Source organism: Mycoplasma enhydrae (assembly GCF_017116825.1).
Classification (GTDB): domain Bacteria; phylum Bacillota_I; class Bacilli_A; order Mycoplasmatales; family Metamycoplasmataceae; genus Metamycoplasma; species Metamycoplasma enhydrae.
Genome location: NZ_JAFIRD010000001.1, coordinates 81,121 through 96,470, shown reverse-complemented (window position 1 = coordinate 96,470; position 15,350 = coordinate 81,121). Strand labels below are relative to the sequence as shown.

General features: G+C 28.1%; 14 protein-coding genes and 3 tRNA genes. 14 read left to right on the top strand and 3 right to left on the bottom strand.

All coding sequences use genetic code 4. The annotated features are described in order from the left end of the window. Positions 1–50 precede the first annotated feature (50 nt). On the bottom strand, positions 51–1,664 hold the full coding sequence (locus JXZ91_RS00425; RefSeq protein WP_205851046.1) for an ABC-F family ATP-binding cassette domain-containing protein: 1,614 nt from the start codon (positions 1,662–1,664) through the stop codon (positions 51–53). 138 nt (positions 1,665–1,802) lie between these two features. Between JXZ91_RS00425 and JXZ91_RS00420 the strand changes: the two genes are divergently transcribed. Further along, positions 1,803–1,878, top strand: a tRNA-Lys gene (locus JXZ91_RS00420). A gap of 42 nt (positions 1,879–1,920) precedes the next feature. On the opposite strand, the gene JXZ91_RS03540 is transcribed toward JXZ91_RS00420, so the two are convergent. Further along, positions 1,921–4,065: an ATP-dependent Clp protease ATP-binding subunit gene (locus JXZ91_RS03540; RefSeq protein WP_205851045.1), complete on the bottom strand. Its 2,145-nt coding sequence runs from the start codon at positions 4,063–4,065 to the stop codon at positions 1,921–1,923. 188 nt (positions 4,066–4,253) lie between these two features. Here JXZ91_RS03540 and JXZ91_RS00410 point away from each other — a divergent pair, with 188 nt between their 5' ends. From JXZ91_RS00410 to JXZ91_RS00360, 11 genes are all read left to right on the top strand, one after another. Then, positions 4,254–4,730 carry a hypothetical protein gene (locus JXZ91_RS00410; RefSeq protein ID WP_205851044.1) on the top strand — a complete coding sequence of 159 codons (477 nt, stop codon included), beginning with the start codon at positions 4,254–4,256 and terminating at the stop codon, positions 4,728–4,730. Continuing rightward, positions 4,708–5,508, top strand: coding sequence for a F0F1 ATP synthase subunit A (locus tag JXZ91_RS00405; protein WP_205851043.1), 801 nt, complete (start codon positions 4,708–4,710; stop codon positions 5,506–5,508). Before JXZ91_RS00410 ends, JXZ91_RS00405 begins: the two co-directional genes overlap by 23 nt. Before the next feature lie 46 nt (positions 5,509–5,554). Beyond that, positions 5,555–5,863, top strand: coding sequence for an ATP synthase F0 subunit C (gene atpE / locus JXZ91_RS00400; RefSeq protein WP_205851042.1), 309 nt, complete (start codon positions 5,555–5,557; stop codon positions 5,861–5,863). 6 nt (positions 5,864–5,869) lie between these two features. Beyond that, positions 5,870–6,412 (top strand): F0F1 ATP synthase subunit B, encoded by a 543-nt coding sequence (locus tag JXZ91_RS00395; RefSeq protein WP_205851041.1) that lies wholly within the window; start codon positions 5,870–5,872, stop codon positions 6,410–6,412. A 2-nt stretch (positions 6,413–6,414) separates the two neighbouring features. Continuing rightward, positions 6,415–6,945, top strand: a complete 531-nt coding sequence (locus tag JXZ91_RS00390; RefSeq protein ID WP_205851040.1) for a F0F1 ATP synthase subunit delta — start codon at positions 6,415–6,417, stop codon at positions 6,943–6,945. Between the two features lie 12 nt (positions 6,946–6,957). After that, entirely contained in the window at positions 6,958–8,541 is a 1,584-nt protein-coding gene (gene atpA, locus JXZ91_RS00385; protein WP_205851039.1) for a F0F1 ATP synthase subunit alpha, read from the top strand. After that, complete coding sequence (gene atpG, locus JXZ91_RS00380; protein ID WP_205851038.1) at positions 8,520–9,392, top strand: ATP synthase F1 subunit gamma; 873 nt, start codon at positions 8,520–8,522, stop codon at positions 9,390–9,392. The genes atpA and atpG overlap by 22 nt, the downstream gene beginning before the upstream one ends. 12 nt (positions 9,393–9,404) lie before the next feature. Continuing rightward, a complete protein-coding gene (atpD, locus tag JXZ91_RS00375) occupies positions 9,405–10,844 on the top strand; it encodes a F0F1 ATP synthase subunit beta (protein ID WP_205851037.1) in 1,440 nt (479 codons plus the stop codon). Positions 10,845–10,846: 2 nt separating this feature from the next. After that, positions 10,847–11,215, top strand: a complete 369-nt coding sequence (locus JXZ91_RS00370) for a F0F1 ATP synthase subunit epsilon (RefSeq protein WP_205851036.1) — start codon at positions 10,847–10,849, stop codon at positions 11,213–11,215. A gap of 154 nt (positions 11,216–11,369) precedes the next feature. Continuing rightward, positions 11,370–13,160 (top strand): coiled-coil domain-containing protein, encoded by a 1,791-nt coding sequence (locus JXZ91_RS00365; protein WP_205851035.1) that lies wholly within the window; start codon positions 11,370–11,372, stop codon positions 13,158–13,160. Between the two features lie 110 nt (positions 13,161–13,270). Beyond that, a tRNA-His gene (locus JXZ91_RS00360) sits at positions 13,271–13,346 on the top strand. 78 nt (positions 13,347–13,424) lie between these two features. On the opposite strand, the gene JXZ91_RS00355 is transcribed toward JXZ91_RS00360, so the two are convergent. Beyond that, positions 13,425–13,997 (bottom strand): thymidine kinase, encoded by a 573-nt coding sequence (locus tag JXZ91_RS00355; protein ID WP_205851034.1) that lies wholly within the window; start codon positions 13,995–13,997, stop codon positions 13,425–13,427. 116 nt (positions 13,998–14,113) lie between these two features. Here JXZ91_RS00355 and ychF point away from each other — a divergent pair, with 116 nt between their 5' ends. Further along, entirely contained in the window at positions 14,114–15,217 is a 1,104-nt protein-coding gene (ychF, locus tag JXZ91_RS00350; protein ID WP_205851033.1) for a redox-regulated ATPase YchF, read from the top strand. A 25-nt stretch (positions 15,218–15,242) separates the two neighbouring features. Further along, positions 15,243–15,316, top strand: a tRNA-Trp gene (locus tag JXZ91_RS00345). The last annotated feature ends 34 nt before the right edge of the window (positions 15,317–15,350 follow it).

The following is a 15,350-nucleotide window of genomic DNA, read 5'->3' as shown; positions in this document are numbered from 1 at the left end:
GTTATTTTTTAAAATAAAAATAGAACTTAACTAAAAGTTCTATAAATTAATTAATATCCCATTGCTTCTTCATATTCTTCTAGAGTGCCATAAAATAAATAACTTTCTTTTGGTTTGATTTCTAATAATACATTAGCGCATTCTTTAATCATAGCACGGTTGTAAGTTGTAAATATACATGAGCTCTTATATGATTTAACACCTTCAATTAAGCTATCAATTGATTCTGAATCTAAATGGTCTAAAGGCTGGTCAAAAATTAAAAAGTTACTTTCTTCTAGCATTAATTTAGACATCATTAATCTAACTTTTTCTCCACCACTAGTTACTTTAACATTTTTAAATACACTGTCATTAGAAAATAACATTCTACCTAAAAATGCTCTCATTCTTGCATCACTATTATCTTTAGTTTCTTGTGTTGTATTATTTAGTGGTCATTTGCTTAATCAATCAATAATCGATTCTGATTCTTCAAAATACTCCGAATTATTTGATGGAAAATAATTAGGTTTAATTGTTGAGCCTCATTCAATAGTTCCTGAAGTAGGTTTTCTTTTTAGCATTAAAATTTCCAAAAGTCTTGTTTTGGCAATGTCATCATTTCCAACAACAACCATTTTATCTCCGGCTTTTAAACTAAAACTTACATTTTCAAATAATGTATCTCCAGCATCATTAACATAAGTTAAATTCTTAACATTTAATATTTGTTTTCCTGGTGCACGGTTTAGATCAAATTTAATATATGGATATTTTCTTGAAGATGGTTTGATTTCATCAATAACAATCTTTTCAAGTAATTTTTTTCTACTTGTAGCCTGTCTTGACTTAGATGCGTTGGCAGAAAATCGAGCTATAAATTCTTTTAATTTTTGTGCTTGTTCTTCTTTTTTTAGATTTGATTTTTGTTGCATCTCAATTAGCAATTGACTTGTTTGTTTTCAAAAAGAATAATTACCTACAAATAGTTTTGCTTCAGAAAAATCAATATCAACAATATGAGTGCAAATGGCATCTAAAAAATCACTATCATGACTTACTACAATAACTATATTAGAATAATCCATTAAGAAATTTTCTAGCCATTTAATAGTTTTTAAATCAAGTCTGTTTGTTGGTTCATCCATTATTAAAATATCAGGGTTGCCAAACAAAGCCTTAGCTAACAAAACTTTAACTTTTTCATTAGCTTTAAGTTCTGACATTTTTAGATTTCATTTACTTGATTCAATGCCTAAATTTGATAAAAGAGTTTGGGCATCGTTTTCGGCATTTCATCCACCCATTTCACCATATTGTTGTTCTAAAACACTAGCTTTTTCGTAATCTTCCATTGTAGCTTCAGGATTTTCATAAATCTTATTTTTTTCTAAATTAATTTTATATAGTTCTTTGTTACCCATAATAACAACATCAGTAACATTAAAATCATTGTATTCATCATGATTTTGGCTTAAAACACTCATTCTGGCATTTTTTTCTTTAACTATTTGTCCTTCTGAAGCTTCAATCTCTCCACTTAGAATTTTTAAAAAAGTTGATTTACCAACACCATTAGCCCCTATAATACCATAAACATTACCTGGTAAAAATTTCAAGTTTACATTACTAAAAAGTTTTTTATCGGGAAAAATTTTGCTTATTCCACATACATCTAACATCTAAAAACCTCCATATTATTAACATAGTTATTAATTATACTAGAACAATTTATATTTAATCTAATACACCGCAATTAAATTCTAAAAATAAAATAATAGCCTAAAAAATTGGTTTATAATTATATGTGCTTAAAATGAGCATCCTTAGCTCAGCAGGTAGAGCAAGGGACTCTTAATCCCTGGGTCGTGGGTTCGAGCCCCACAGGATGTACCATATAAAAAAGACAAGCTTGTGTGACTTGTCTTTTTTCTTTAATTATTTAAGTTCAATACTTAGTTCATCTTTTTCGACATTTACATGTATTGAAGAATAATTTTTAGTTTCATTTTTAATAATTAAATCAGCAATTCTATTTTCAATATTATTTTGAATAAATCTTTTTATAACTCTAGCTCCAAAGCTTTCATCATATGATTTTCGAGCTATATATTTATATACACCTAGGTTTGTAATTAATTCTAGATTGTGATTTAAAATCAATCTTTGATTTAGTTTTTCAATTTCTATGGCGGCAATTTGTTCAATTGTTAACATATCCAAGGGACTAAAAGGTATGATTTCGTCTATTCGGTTTACAAATTCTGGTTTAAGACGTTTTAGAAGAATTGTTTTAATTTCTTCATTTGATAATTCTTTTTTCATCATTTCCTCTGAACCTATATTTGAAGTCATTATTATTATTGTGTTTTTAAAATTAATTTTTCTTCCTTTGCTATCACTTAGAGTTCCATTGTCCATAATTTGTAATAAAACATTTAAAACATCTATATGAGCTTTTTCAATTTCGTCAAATAAAACAATAGAATAAGGCTTTTGTCTAACTTTTTCAGTTAATTGCCCACCATTATCATCGTAACCAATATATCCTGGAGGCGAACCAATTAATTTTGAAACACTATGTTTTTCCATATACTCAGACATATCGAGTCTAATTATATGATTTTCATCATCAAAAAGATTGGCAGCTAGCGCTCTAGCTAGTTCAGTTTTACCAACTCCTGTAGGTCCTAAAAACAGAAACGAACCAATTGGTCTATTTGGATCATTAATGTTTGCTTTTGCTCTTTTTATTGCTTCAGAAATTAAAGAAATCGCATGATTTTGTCCTCTAACACGCTTTTGTAAATTCTTGCTTAAATTTAGCAGTTTATTTCTTTGATTTTCTAAAAGTTTTGTCACAGGAATTCCTGTTCATTTACTTACTATTTGAGCCACTTCTTCACTATCAATAGTTTCTTTAATTAAACGGTTATCTAATTTCTTTAATTTATCTTCAAGTTCTTTTTTAGTTTGCTCTAGTTCAGGAATTAATCCATACATAATTTTTGAAGCTAAAACATAATTTCCTTCAGATTGTAAAACTGATAATTGTCGTTTATTTTCTTCAATACTATCTTTTAATGATGACAATTTTGCAATTAATTCTTTTTCATCATTTCATTGTTTTTGAAGTGTTTGTTGCTTAGTTTTTAGTTCACTAAGTCTTTCATTAATTTCCTTAATTCGATTCGCATTTTTTGTTGTATTTTTTTGATTAATATCTTCTAAGGCAACTTTTTCAATTTCTAAATTCGCAATTTCATAATTTAGTTTTTCAATAGGTGCTGGAATGTAATTCATTTCAGTTTTAATATTAGAAGCTGCTTCATCAATTAAATCAATTGCCTTATCAGGTAAAAATCGATCAGGAATATATCTAGTTGAAAGATTAGCAGCAGCCACAATAGCTTCATCTTCAATTTTAACTTCATGGAAAGTTTCGAATCTGTCTTTAATTCCTCTTAGAATGGTTATTGTGTCATTTATCGAAGGTTCTGCAATATAGATTTTTTGCATTCTTCTTTCTAAAGCAGAATCTTTTTCAATATATTTCCGATATTCATTTAATGTTGTAGCACCGATTAAATGTAACTGACCTCTAGCCATCATAGGCTTTAGCATATTAGCAGCATCCATATTGCTGTCACCAGAAACTCCTGCTCCTATTAGCATATGAATTTCATCTATAAATAAGATAATTTCTCCATCAGAGTCTTGAATTCTTTTAAGAATAGATTTCATTCTTTCTTCAAATTGCCCACGATAGCTACTTCCTGCAACAATTGCAGATAAATCTAGTTCATAAATTTTTTTAGATTTTAAATTTTCAGGAACTTGATTTTCAATTATTTTTCTTGCCAGTCCTTCAACAATAGCTGTTTTACCTACACCTGGTTCTCCTACTAAGACTGGATTATTCTTAGTTTTACGAGATAAAATTCGCACTAAAGAACGAATTTCTTCATCTCGATTAATTACCGGTTCTAATTTTCCTTTGCTAGCTAATTCTGTCAAATCTCTACCATATTTTAGTAATGGATCTTTTTGATCATCTTCAGCTGGTGTTCATGATGCATGCATAATTATCCTCCTTGAATGAACTAATTATATCACTTTATTAGCACTTAGACTAAAAGAGTGCTAATTTTTTTGAAAATAAAGTAGTTTAGAATTTTGTACAGCAACATATTTATGAATTTCTAAAATAGTATCTTTATTAAAAGATATATAATATTAAATAGGTTATTTTATTTAGTAACCATTTGAGCATGAAAAATATAAATGAAAAAAAATTTTGAATAACTTATGCCACTTTAAATGTAGCAATATTTCTGATATTTATTGCTTTAACTCCTTTTAATTATTCTTTGTTATTTGGATTTATGGTTGGCATAGTTAGTTTTTTATTATTCTTAGGATCATTGAAATTAATTGAAAAGTTAATTGCTGATATTGCTAAGGAAAAAAATAAAACAAAATCTAAAAAAGTAATTGGAATATTAATATTTTTTGTTTTATTTATTCTTAATATTTCGCTTTTTGCATTATTTATTTGACTAAATGTTTATTTCAATGATTCATTAGGTTGAAAACAATCAAAAGCTTTTTTTCCATTTAATGTTATTACAATGACAACACCATATGTATTACTTTCTGTTTATGTAATTATATGAGCAATTGCGAATTGGATAAATTCAAAAATAAGACAAAGAAAGGAGAATAATGGACAAATTACTGAGACTTAATTGATTTGGTGATTCTGAAATTAATTCAAACCAAATTTTTTCAATGATTGTGTTAGTTTTTATTACACTTGCATTATCAATTTTGATTTACATTGGTGTAAAAAGACAAAAAGCGAATGTGGCTCCAAATACTGCTATTGTTTTAGTTGAAGTTGTAGTTGCAGGTAGTGATGAATTTTTTAGTGAGAAACATGAATCAAAATTTGATAAAGCAAATCCATATTTAATATCATTATTTGTTTTTATTTTCTTTGGCAATATTTTATCTTTAATAGGGCTTGCTCCTATTGGAACAAGTTTATCGGCAATTTTAGCTGCAACAGTAGTTACATGATTAGGTACAGCCGGAGTTGGAATAGCATATAACAAAATTAAATATATACTTAAATTAATAAATCCATTAGAATTTGCTTCCAATTATTCACCCCTTATATCAATGACATTTCGTTTATATGGAAATATTATGGGAGGAGTAGTTTTAGTTTCATTAACAACATTATTTTTAAATAATATTTGATCTAAAATTATTGGAATTGATCCTAGTTCAGCAGCATCAACATTTAATCCACTAGGAGTGTTATTGTTGCCAGCATTTAACTTATATTTTGACATATTTGGTGTTGCAATTCAGGCATTTGTATTTGTGTTATTAACGGTATCATACTGGTCCCAGGCAGCAGAGGTTGATATTAAAGAAAAACACAAGAAAAAAATTCGAGCTTGAAAGAAAAAAGTTGTTGAAAACAAACAACTCAGTCTTGAAAGCAATACTGTTTAAAATAAAATAAATTACTATATATAAAAAATTTTTGTAGGAGAAAATTATGATTGATAAATTAGATAAATTGAACGAAATTGTTCAAAAATTTAACCCTAATAATGCAGGTAGTTCTTCAAGTGTAAATTACCCATTTGCTTATGGTTTAACAATGCTAGGAGCTGGTCTAGCTATTTGTGGTTCTGGTGTAGTTTCTTTAGGACAAGGTATAGCTGTGGCTAAGGCTTGTGAAGCTGTAGGAAGAAATCCTGAAGCTTTATCTAAAGTTCGTACATTATTAATATTTGGTTTAGCAATAGTTGAATCGGCTTCAATTTATTGTTTAATTATTGCACTACTATTAATTTTTGTTTAGTAAATTATGTACCAAAATACTTTTATTAAATTAAAAAGCGGTAGTGTATCTGATGAAATTCAAAAAACTTTCTCAGGCTTGTCATTTAATTGACCATTATTTGTATTTTCATTAATTGTTTTAATGTTGGTTACTGTTATTATTACTTTTTTAGTTTACAAACCCATTAAAAAGATGATTAAAAAGCGTCAACAATTAATTCAAGAAAATATTGATGCTTCAATTAAAGCAAAAGACGATGCTTTAAGAGTTCAAGAAGAACATGATAAAAAAATTATTGAAGCCACAAACCAGGCAACTATGATTATAAATAACGCTAAAGTTGAAAGTGAAAGAATTATTAATAGTGGTTCGGCATTAGCAAAGAAAAAAACAGAAATAATGCTAGATCAAGCAGAAGTTTTAATTAACAAAAAGCATGAAGAATTTAGCAAACAACAGAAAAAAATTATTATGGATAATGCAGTTGAATTAGCTAAAAAAATCATTGGTCGTGAAATTAAGGATGCTGACAACATTAAAATGATTAAAGAAGTATTGGATAAATAGTCATGTTTGATTTAAAACAAACAATTAACAATTGATCTTTTGCTCTATTTGATTTAGTTAGAAATTCTGAAGATCTAGAAAAAATTACTGATGACTGCGAAAAAATAATTCAGGTTTTAAAACAAAACAAAGAGTATTTAATGATTTTAAATTCTTATGATATGTCAGATGAAAAAAAATACTCGATGATTGATGAGGCTTTTGGATTATTTCATCCTTATATTTTAAATACAATAAAATTAGCAACTAAAAAACACGTTGTTAAATATTTAGGTTCAATTTTTCATAGATTTATAGAGTTATCTAATGAAAAATTAAAAATAAGATATGGAAAAGTTTTTAGTTCAAAAAAGATTTCGACTGAAGAAATGAAGAAATTGGAACTAAAAATTTCTAAGGACTTAAATTCTAAAATAATTTTAGTCAATGAAATTGACCCTTCTTTAATAGGAGGTATCAAAATAAAAGTTGATGAATATTTAATTGATAATACCGTTTTAGGTAGATTAGAAAAAATCAAAAGAACAATATAGAAAGGAGCTCTAATGGCAATTAAACCTAGTGATCTATCAGCTATTATTAAAAACCAAATTAAAGATTTTAATGAAGCTATTAGTTATGAAGAAGTTGGGCGAGTTATTACTGTTGGTGATGGTATTGCAATGGTTAGTGGGCTTAACAGCGTTGAATATGGCGAATTAGTTTTATTTGACTGTGGCATTGTTGGTATGGCACTAAATTTAGAAGAAGAACTAGTCGGAATTGTTGTTATGGGTGATGATAGAAATATTGTCGAAAATTCCCATGTTAAAAGAACACACAAGGTAATATCAGTAAAAGCTGGTGACAGTCTTTTAGGCCGTGTAGTTAATGCTTTAGCTCAACCAATTGATGGCAAGGGTAAAATAGAGGGCGAAATTGATAGCCCAATTTTCAAAATAGCTCCTGGAGTTATGACAAGAAAACAAGTATCGGAACCTTTACATACTGGAATTTTAGCAATTGATGCCTTAATTCCAATTGGTCGTGGTCAACGTGAATTGATTATTGGTGATAGACAAACTGGAAAAACAGCAATAGCAATAGATGCGATTTTGAATCAAAAAAACAAAAATGTGTATTGTATATATGTTGCTATAGGTCAAAAAAATTCAACAATCAGTCAAATTGTTGACCAATTACAAAAACATAATGCTTTAAAATATACAACTATAGTTTCAGCCTCAGCTTCTGAAAGTGCTCCATTACAATATATTGCTCCATATACAGGCATTACAATAGCAGAAGAATGAATGTCTAAAGGAAAAGATGTTTTAATAGTCTATGATGACTTATCTAAGCATGCTGTGGCTTATCGTACTCTTTCTTTATTATTAAGAAGACCTCCAGGCCGTGAAGCATATCCAGGAGATGTATTTTACTTACATTCACAATTACTAGAAAGATCAGCAAGATTAGACCAAAATCATGGTGGTGGTTCAATTACAGCCTTACCAATTATTGAAACTCAAGCAGAAGATATTTCAGCTTATATTCCTACAAATGTTATTTCAATTACCGATGGTCAAATATTTACCAAAGAATCGTTATTTAATTCAGGCCAAAGACCCGCAATCGATGTTGGTTATTCAGTTAGTCGTGTTGGTTCAGCTGCGCAAACAAAATTAACTAAAAAAGTTGTATCAAGTTTAAAACTTGAACTAGCACAATACAACGAAATGCAAGCTTTTGCCCAATTTGGCTCAGATTTGGACCAAAATACAAGAACAATTCTAGAACACGGTTCAAAAGTATATGAGCTTTTAAAACAATCACAATATTCACCATATTCTCCTTCAGAACAAATTATTTTACTGTTTTGTGCTAAATATCGTTTAATTAATGTAATTCCTAAAGATAGAATAATTAAATATCGCCAAGAATTATTAACTTATTTTTCAGTTAATGTTTCAGCATCTAAAGTGCTAAGAAAATTAAATGAAGCTTCTGATTGAACTGATAAATTAATTGAAGATATTTACAACAAAATTTTGCAATTTAATGAATTATTTATTAAAACAATTCCTTTATATAATAAAGACCTATATCAACCTGTTCCGGAATTAGCATGGAAAACCTCCAAAAAATAAAACAAAGAATTAATTCAGTTAATTCTACAAAAAAAATCACCAAGGCAATGGAATTGGTTGCAACAGCAAAATTTTCTAAAATAAGAAACAAAACAAATAAAGTTAAGTCATATTATGAAAATATTGAAAAAATTTTTATTAATTTAATAAAAAATACTGATCAAGATATAGATAAATTATTAAATAAACACGCCTGAACTTTTGCTGCTAAAAGAAACTTATATATTGTTTTTGGTAGCGATCTAGGTCTTTGCGGTTCTTTTAATTCTGAAATGTATAAAAAAATATGTGAAGTAGTTAGTGGCGATGACATTTTAATTGTCATTGGTTCAAAGTTACTGAGCTTAATTGAGAAAAACAAAAAATATCATATTATTCAAACATTAACACAAATTGGAGATAATCCAACTATTGATGTTGCTCAAGTGGTTTCAAATAAGATTTATGATGTTTTAGAAATATCACTTTTAAAGTCTGTAAAACTAATTTATACATATTATGAAAATCCCTTAAAAGCAGATCCTATAGTCAAAGAAATTTTTCCAATTTCTTCAGAAACTATCCAAAAATTCGATAATAAAGAAAATGAATATATTAAAAAAGAAACAATATTTGAACCTAACCCAGAAATAATCCTACAAAACTCATTTAAGATATTTTTTGAAGCTTCTATCTTTAATGCTTTAACTAATGCTAAACTAGCAGAAACTAGTCAAAGAAGAACAGCAATGGAACAAGCTTCAAACAATGCTGAAGATTTAATTAATGATCTAAAAATAAGCTATAACAGTTCAAGACAATCAAAAATAACCCAAGAACTTACAGAAATTGTAAATGGTTCAGATTCTTAGGAAAGGATATATATGCCAAAAACTAAAAAAAATGAAGAACAAAAAAACTATGGTGTAATAACTCAGATTTTAGGTGCAGTTATCGACGTTAGATTTGAAGAAGGTAAAGCGCCTAAAATGCTTAATGCCTTGTTTGTTATTGATGAACAAAATCCTAAGAATCAGCAATACTTGGAAGTAGCACAACATATTGGAAATGACACTGTTAGAACTATAGCTATGAGTTTAACTATTGGTCTAAAAAGAGGTATGAAAGTTTTAGACCTTCAAAAACCAATTACAGCACCAGTTGGTAAAGAAATTTTATCTAGAATGTTTAATGTTTTAGGTGAACCAATTGATTTAATGGGTGGAGAATTTAATAATCGTTTACCAATTCACCGTCCTGCCCCTAGTTTCGAAGAACAAAAATCAACTTTAGAAATATTTGAAACTGGAATTAAGGTTATTGACTTATTAATACCTTATATAAAAGGTGGAAAAATTGGATTATTTGGTGGTGCTGGAGTTGGTAAAACTGTTTTAATTCAAGAATTAATTAATAATATTGCAAAACAACATGGCGGTTTATCTGTGTTTGCTGGAGTGGGTGAAAGAACTCGTGAAGGTAATGATTTGTATCATGAAATGAAAGCTAGTGGTGTTTTAGATAAAACTGCTTTGGTGTTCGGACAAATGAATGAACCGCCCGGTGCTAGAATGAGAGCACCATTTACTGCTCTAACAATGGCTGAGTACTTTAGAGATTCATTGGGGCAAGATGTTTTATTATTTATCGACAATATTTTTAGGTTTACTCAAGCGGGTTCAGAAGTTTCTGCCTTATTGGGACGTATGCCATCAGCTGTTGGTTATCAACCAACATTAGCAGTTGAAATGGGGCAATTGCAAGAAAGAATTACTTCAACCAATAAAGGATCTATTACATCAGTGCAAGCAGTTTATGTTCCCGCTGATGACTTAACTGACCCTGCGCCTGCAACTACATTTACTCACTTAGATGCTAAAACCGTTTTAGATCGTGATATAGCTGCCTTGGGTATATATCCTGCTATTGACCCACTTGGTTCAAATTCGAGAATGATGGACCCTAACATAATAGGTTTAGAACATTACAACACTGCCCGCGAAGTTCAAAATATTTTACAAAGATTTAAAGAACTTCAAGATATTATTGCAATTCTAGGAATGCATGAATTATCTGAAGAAGATAAAAAAGTTGTTGCTAGAGCCAGAAGAATTAGAAGTTTTCTATCTCAACCATTTTTTGTTGCTGAAAAATTTAGTGGAATTCAAGGTAAATACATAAATTTAAAAGACACAATAAGATCATTTAAAGAAATTTTAAGTGGAAAATATGATGATTTACCAGAAGAAGCCTTTTTATATGTTGGCACCATTGAAGAAGTTATTCAAAAAGCCAAAACTTTAGGCTACAAATTTGATGAATAAATATGGCAAATAAAGTTATCGATGTTGTTATAACAACACCCAAAGGGATTTATTTCGAATCTAAAGCTTCGATCGCTACATTTTCTACAACTGAAGGACAAATAGGACTAATGAACGGCGCTTTACCATTTATAGCAGCTTTAGTACCTTCTCAAATAATTATTAAAACTGAACAAGGAAAGGATAATAAAATCTTTTATATTGACCAAGGAATAGTGGAATTTAAAGATAATTTATTATCACTTATTGTTAGTCATATTGATACTAAGCCAATTAATTTAGAAATTAATTTTAAACAAGACATTCAAAAAAAACATGATGTCATTGAAGAATTAATTCTTAAGAAAAAAATTGCTGAACAAAAAAAGTAAATTAATTTATTACAAAACTCACTTTTTAATCAATTGGTGAGTTTTTTTTGAGCTTTCTTAGATTATATCTAAGGTTTATATTAACTCTTAAAATATTTAGTTACGTTTTTTGTTAAAATATAGATTAGATATGATAAAAAAATGGAGAAAATAAATGAAAAAATCTTTAAAAATTTTAACAACATTGGGAGCAATGACTGCAATGGTTCCTGTATCATTAGCAGCAATTTCTTGTTCGAATACAGAAAAAAACGAATTAGAAAAAACTATTAGTGAATTCGAACAAAAATTAAGTGCATCTGACCTTAGACAAGATCAAAAAGATGCACTAAAAACAGAAATCCAAAAAGCTAAAGAAATTTTGAATAACAAATCTGCTTCAAAAGAAGATTTAGTTAAGGCTAAAACAAATTTAAAATCAAAATTTGAAGAAATAAAAAAACAACCTGCACCCAAAACAGAGGCTGAATTATTACAAGAAGCTAAAAACGCTTTAAGTGCTTATATTAAAGAAATTGAAGCTAAAAAAGATACCTTAAGAGCTGATCAAAAAGCAGACTTAGAAAAAGCAATTGAAAAAGCAAAGACTATAGAAAATAAAGCAGACGCTACTAAAGAAGAATTAATATCAGCTAAGAATGAGCTAAAATCTTCTTATGAAACAATTTTAGCTAAACCTAAACCAAATAATCCAAGAGATATTGCTATTGAATCATTTAATGCTTCAAAGCAAGCTATTGAAGAATATATTAAAAGTGATTTAAAATATACTTACTTAGAAGCTTTAAAAACTGAATTATCTCAAGAAATTCAAACCCAAACAAATATAGTACAAAACAATGCATCTACCAAAGAACAAATTGATGAAGCTAAACAAAATTTAACCAAAAAATTTGATGAAATAAAATCCAAGATACCAAATTTAAAATTACAAGAAGCTCAAAAAGTAGTTAATAAGCTAGCATTTAATACAAATAAATTTGCTTCTGAAATTACAAATGACAATCTAAACGAGCAATTGCTTTATGTAATGGCAGAAGGCTCAACTGGTTCTTGAAAAGACTTTAAAGATAATGATAAAACAACTGAATTTAGCGAAAAAATATTAGAAGACCTTGGGCTATCATTAAATAAAGTTAATGACAAATTATATTCAGTTGAATGAAAAAAAGACACCAAAACATTAGAGGCTGAAATAACTATTGAAAATAAGAAATTTAAAGTTTCAGGCACTCTAGCATTTGATGCTCCAAATGTAGAAGAATATTTCACAGTTTTAAATCCTACAATAAAAGCTGATATTGACAAAACAACATTAACAGCAAAAAAACTAAATTATAAAAGTTTTGATTTTGCTAAAAAAGGATTTATATATGAAGGTGATGCAACTAAACCTCAATTCATTAAATTTTATACAATAAAAAATATTACAACAGATGAAAATGCAGCTGAAGGTAAAGCAGTAATTGAATTTGTTTTTTCAAACTATGACAATAGTATTAAATATTCAAAAACAGTTGAATATGACGGTTTTAAAAAAGGCTCAACAAAAGTAACAAATGATTCAATTCTTGAAAAAATTAAAAACAAAACAATTTTTAGTGGAAAATTAGAACAATCAGTCATAGATGATATTAAAAAATTATCAGAAGATAAAAAGAAACATAAAGATTATGAATATGAATATTTCGGTTACATTAAGTCATATAGCACCAGCATTACTTACGGTTTAAAAAGCAAAGATGCAAAATCAAAATTCACAGGAATAAAATGAGATGAAGAATTTATAGAAGCACTTTATACTAAAAAAATAATTTACGCTTCTAAATCATCAAATAAAAGAAAAGCACTTGAATTTGCTCTAAAAGATAACAAAATATACATTGTATTCATTTTTGCAGATGATGATACAAAAACTCCTCATTTTATAGCTCTTGAAGATTAATAAACTAATAATTATAGTTGGCTTTTGCCAACTATTTTATTAGTCTTAATAAAATTCTAAGTTTTTTAAAAAACTAACTATTTATGCTAAAATAATAAGGCTAATAAATGGCGTTCGTGGCGAAGTGGTTAACGCTCCGGGTTGTGGCTCCGGCATACGAGGGTTCGATCCCCTTCGAACGCCCCATTTTTTTATCTTTTTTACTAAATGAAAAAAGTTGCTAATTATTAGACAAATTCAAGAGTCTAATAAAATATTGCAACTTTATTTTTTTATATTTTTTCCTAAATTATAACATCTACGACATCTAGGTTCATACTCATTATAATCACCTAATAGTCTTTGTTCTTCGCTATCAATTTTTCGATAAGACATTGAAGCCAAATTTTTACATATAACACATATAGCATTTAGTTTGGTTACTCTTTCAGCTATTGCCATTAATTGTGGCATTGGACCAAAAGGTTTGTGCAAATAATCCTGGTCTAAACCTGCAATAACAACTAAATATCCCTTATTAGCTAAATCATCTGCAATTTTGATAATATCTTCACTAAAAAAATGAGCTTCATCAATCAAAATAGAATCATAATGCTCTTTTTTTAGTAAAGAATATATTTCATTAATATCTTCTAGTGTGTAAGTATCACATTTTGTTCCTGCTCGACTTACTATTTCAGTTTCTGAAAACCTATTATCAAATTTTGGTTTAATAATTAAGCTGTTAAAACCTACATATCATAGAGTTTTAAATTTTCTTAATAATTCTTCACTCTTACCACTATACATAGGTCCTGTTATGATTTCTATTGACCCTTTGTTATACTTTTCATTCATAGCTTAAATTTTCTCCTTATCATATGTGCTGTTGATATGTAATAATAATACATTTTAATAGTATAATTTTTCTAATTTAAACTAATATTTTTTAAGTTATAAAAAGGAGAATAATTATGTCATTAAAAGCAGGTATTGTAGGTTTACCAAATGTAGGAAAAAGTACCTTATTTTCAGCCTTAACGCTTAATGAAACTGAATCAGCAAATTATGCTTTTACTACAATTGAGCCTAATGTTGCGATTGTAAACTTGGAAGACACTAGATTATATCAATTAGCCAAAATGGTAAATGCCAAAAAAGTAGTTCCAGCAACATTTCAATTTGTAGATATCGCCGGTCTAGTTGAAGGAGCTTCTAAAGGCGAAGGCTTGGGCAATAAATTTCTAGCTAACATTCGAGAAGTAGATGCCATAGTTCATGTTATTAGATGTTTTGAAGATGAAGATATAGTTCATGTCAAAAATAAAATAAATCCTTTAGATGATTTAAAAATAATAAATTTAGAATTAATATTAGCTGATTTACAAACTACTGAAAATATTATTAATAGAATAGCCAAAAGAGCTCAAAACACCAATGATAAAGAACTTAAAAAAGAATATGAATTGCTTTTGAAAATTAAAAATAATTTACAACAAGAAATAATGCTAAAAAATATAGATTTTGATGAAGAAGAGCTTAAATTAATTAAAAATTATCAATACTTAACTATGAAGCCTACAATTTATGTAGCTAATTTAGATTCTAAATCATATGCTAATTTAAATAATGCTATTCATTTTCAAACACTAAGAAAACATCTTAAAATTCAAAATGAAATATTAATTCCAATATGCATTAAATTAGAATATGAAGTTTGCCAATTTAGCGCTGAAGAAAAACAAATGTTTTTAAATGAATATAATATTGAAAAATCTGGTTTAGATGAAATTATTTCTAAAAGTTTCTATTTACTTAATCAATCGACATACTTTACAGCAGGTGAAATCGAAGCTAGAGCATGAGTTTTTAAAAACGGAATGAATGCTGCTGAATGCGCTGGCATAATTCATACTGATTTTGAAAAAAAATTTGTTAAAGCTGAAGTTATCAAATATGAAGACTATCTAAATTTAGGTGGAGAAAAACAAGCCAAAGAAGCCGGAAAAATGTCATTAGAAGGCCGTAATTATATAATGCAAGACGGTGACATATGCTACTTCAAGATAGCAAAATAGTTTATAATTAAAACATTATAAACATGGGGGTTTTGTATAATGGTAGTACTATAGTCTCCAAAACTATTTGTAAGGGTTCGATTCCTTTAACCCCTGCCATATTATTTTAAATAACCAAAAAATAGAGCACAAA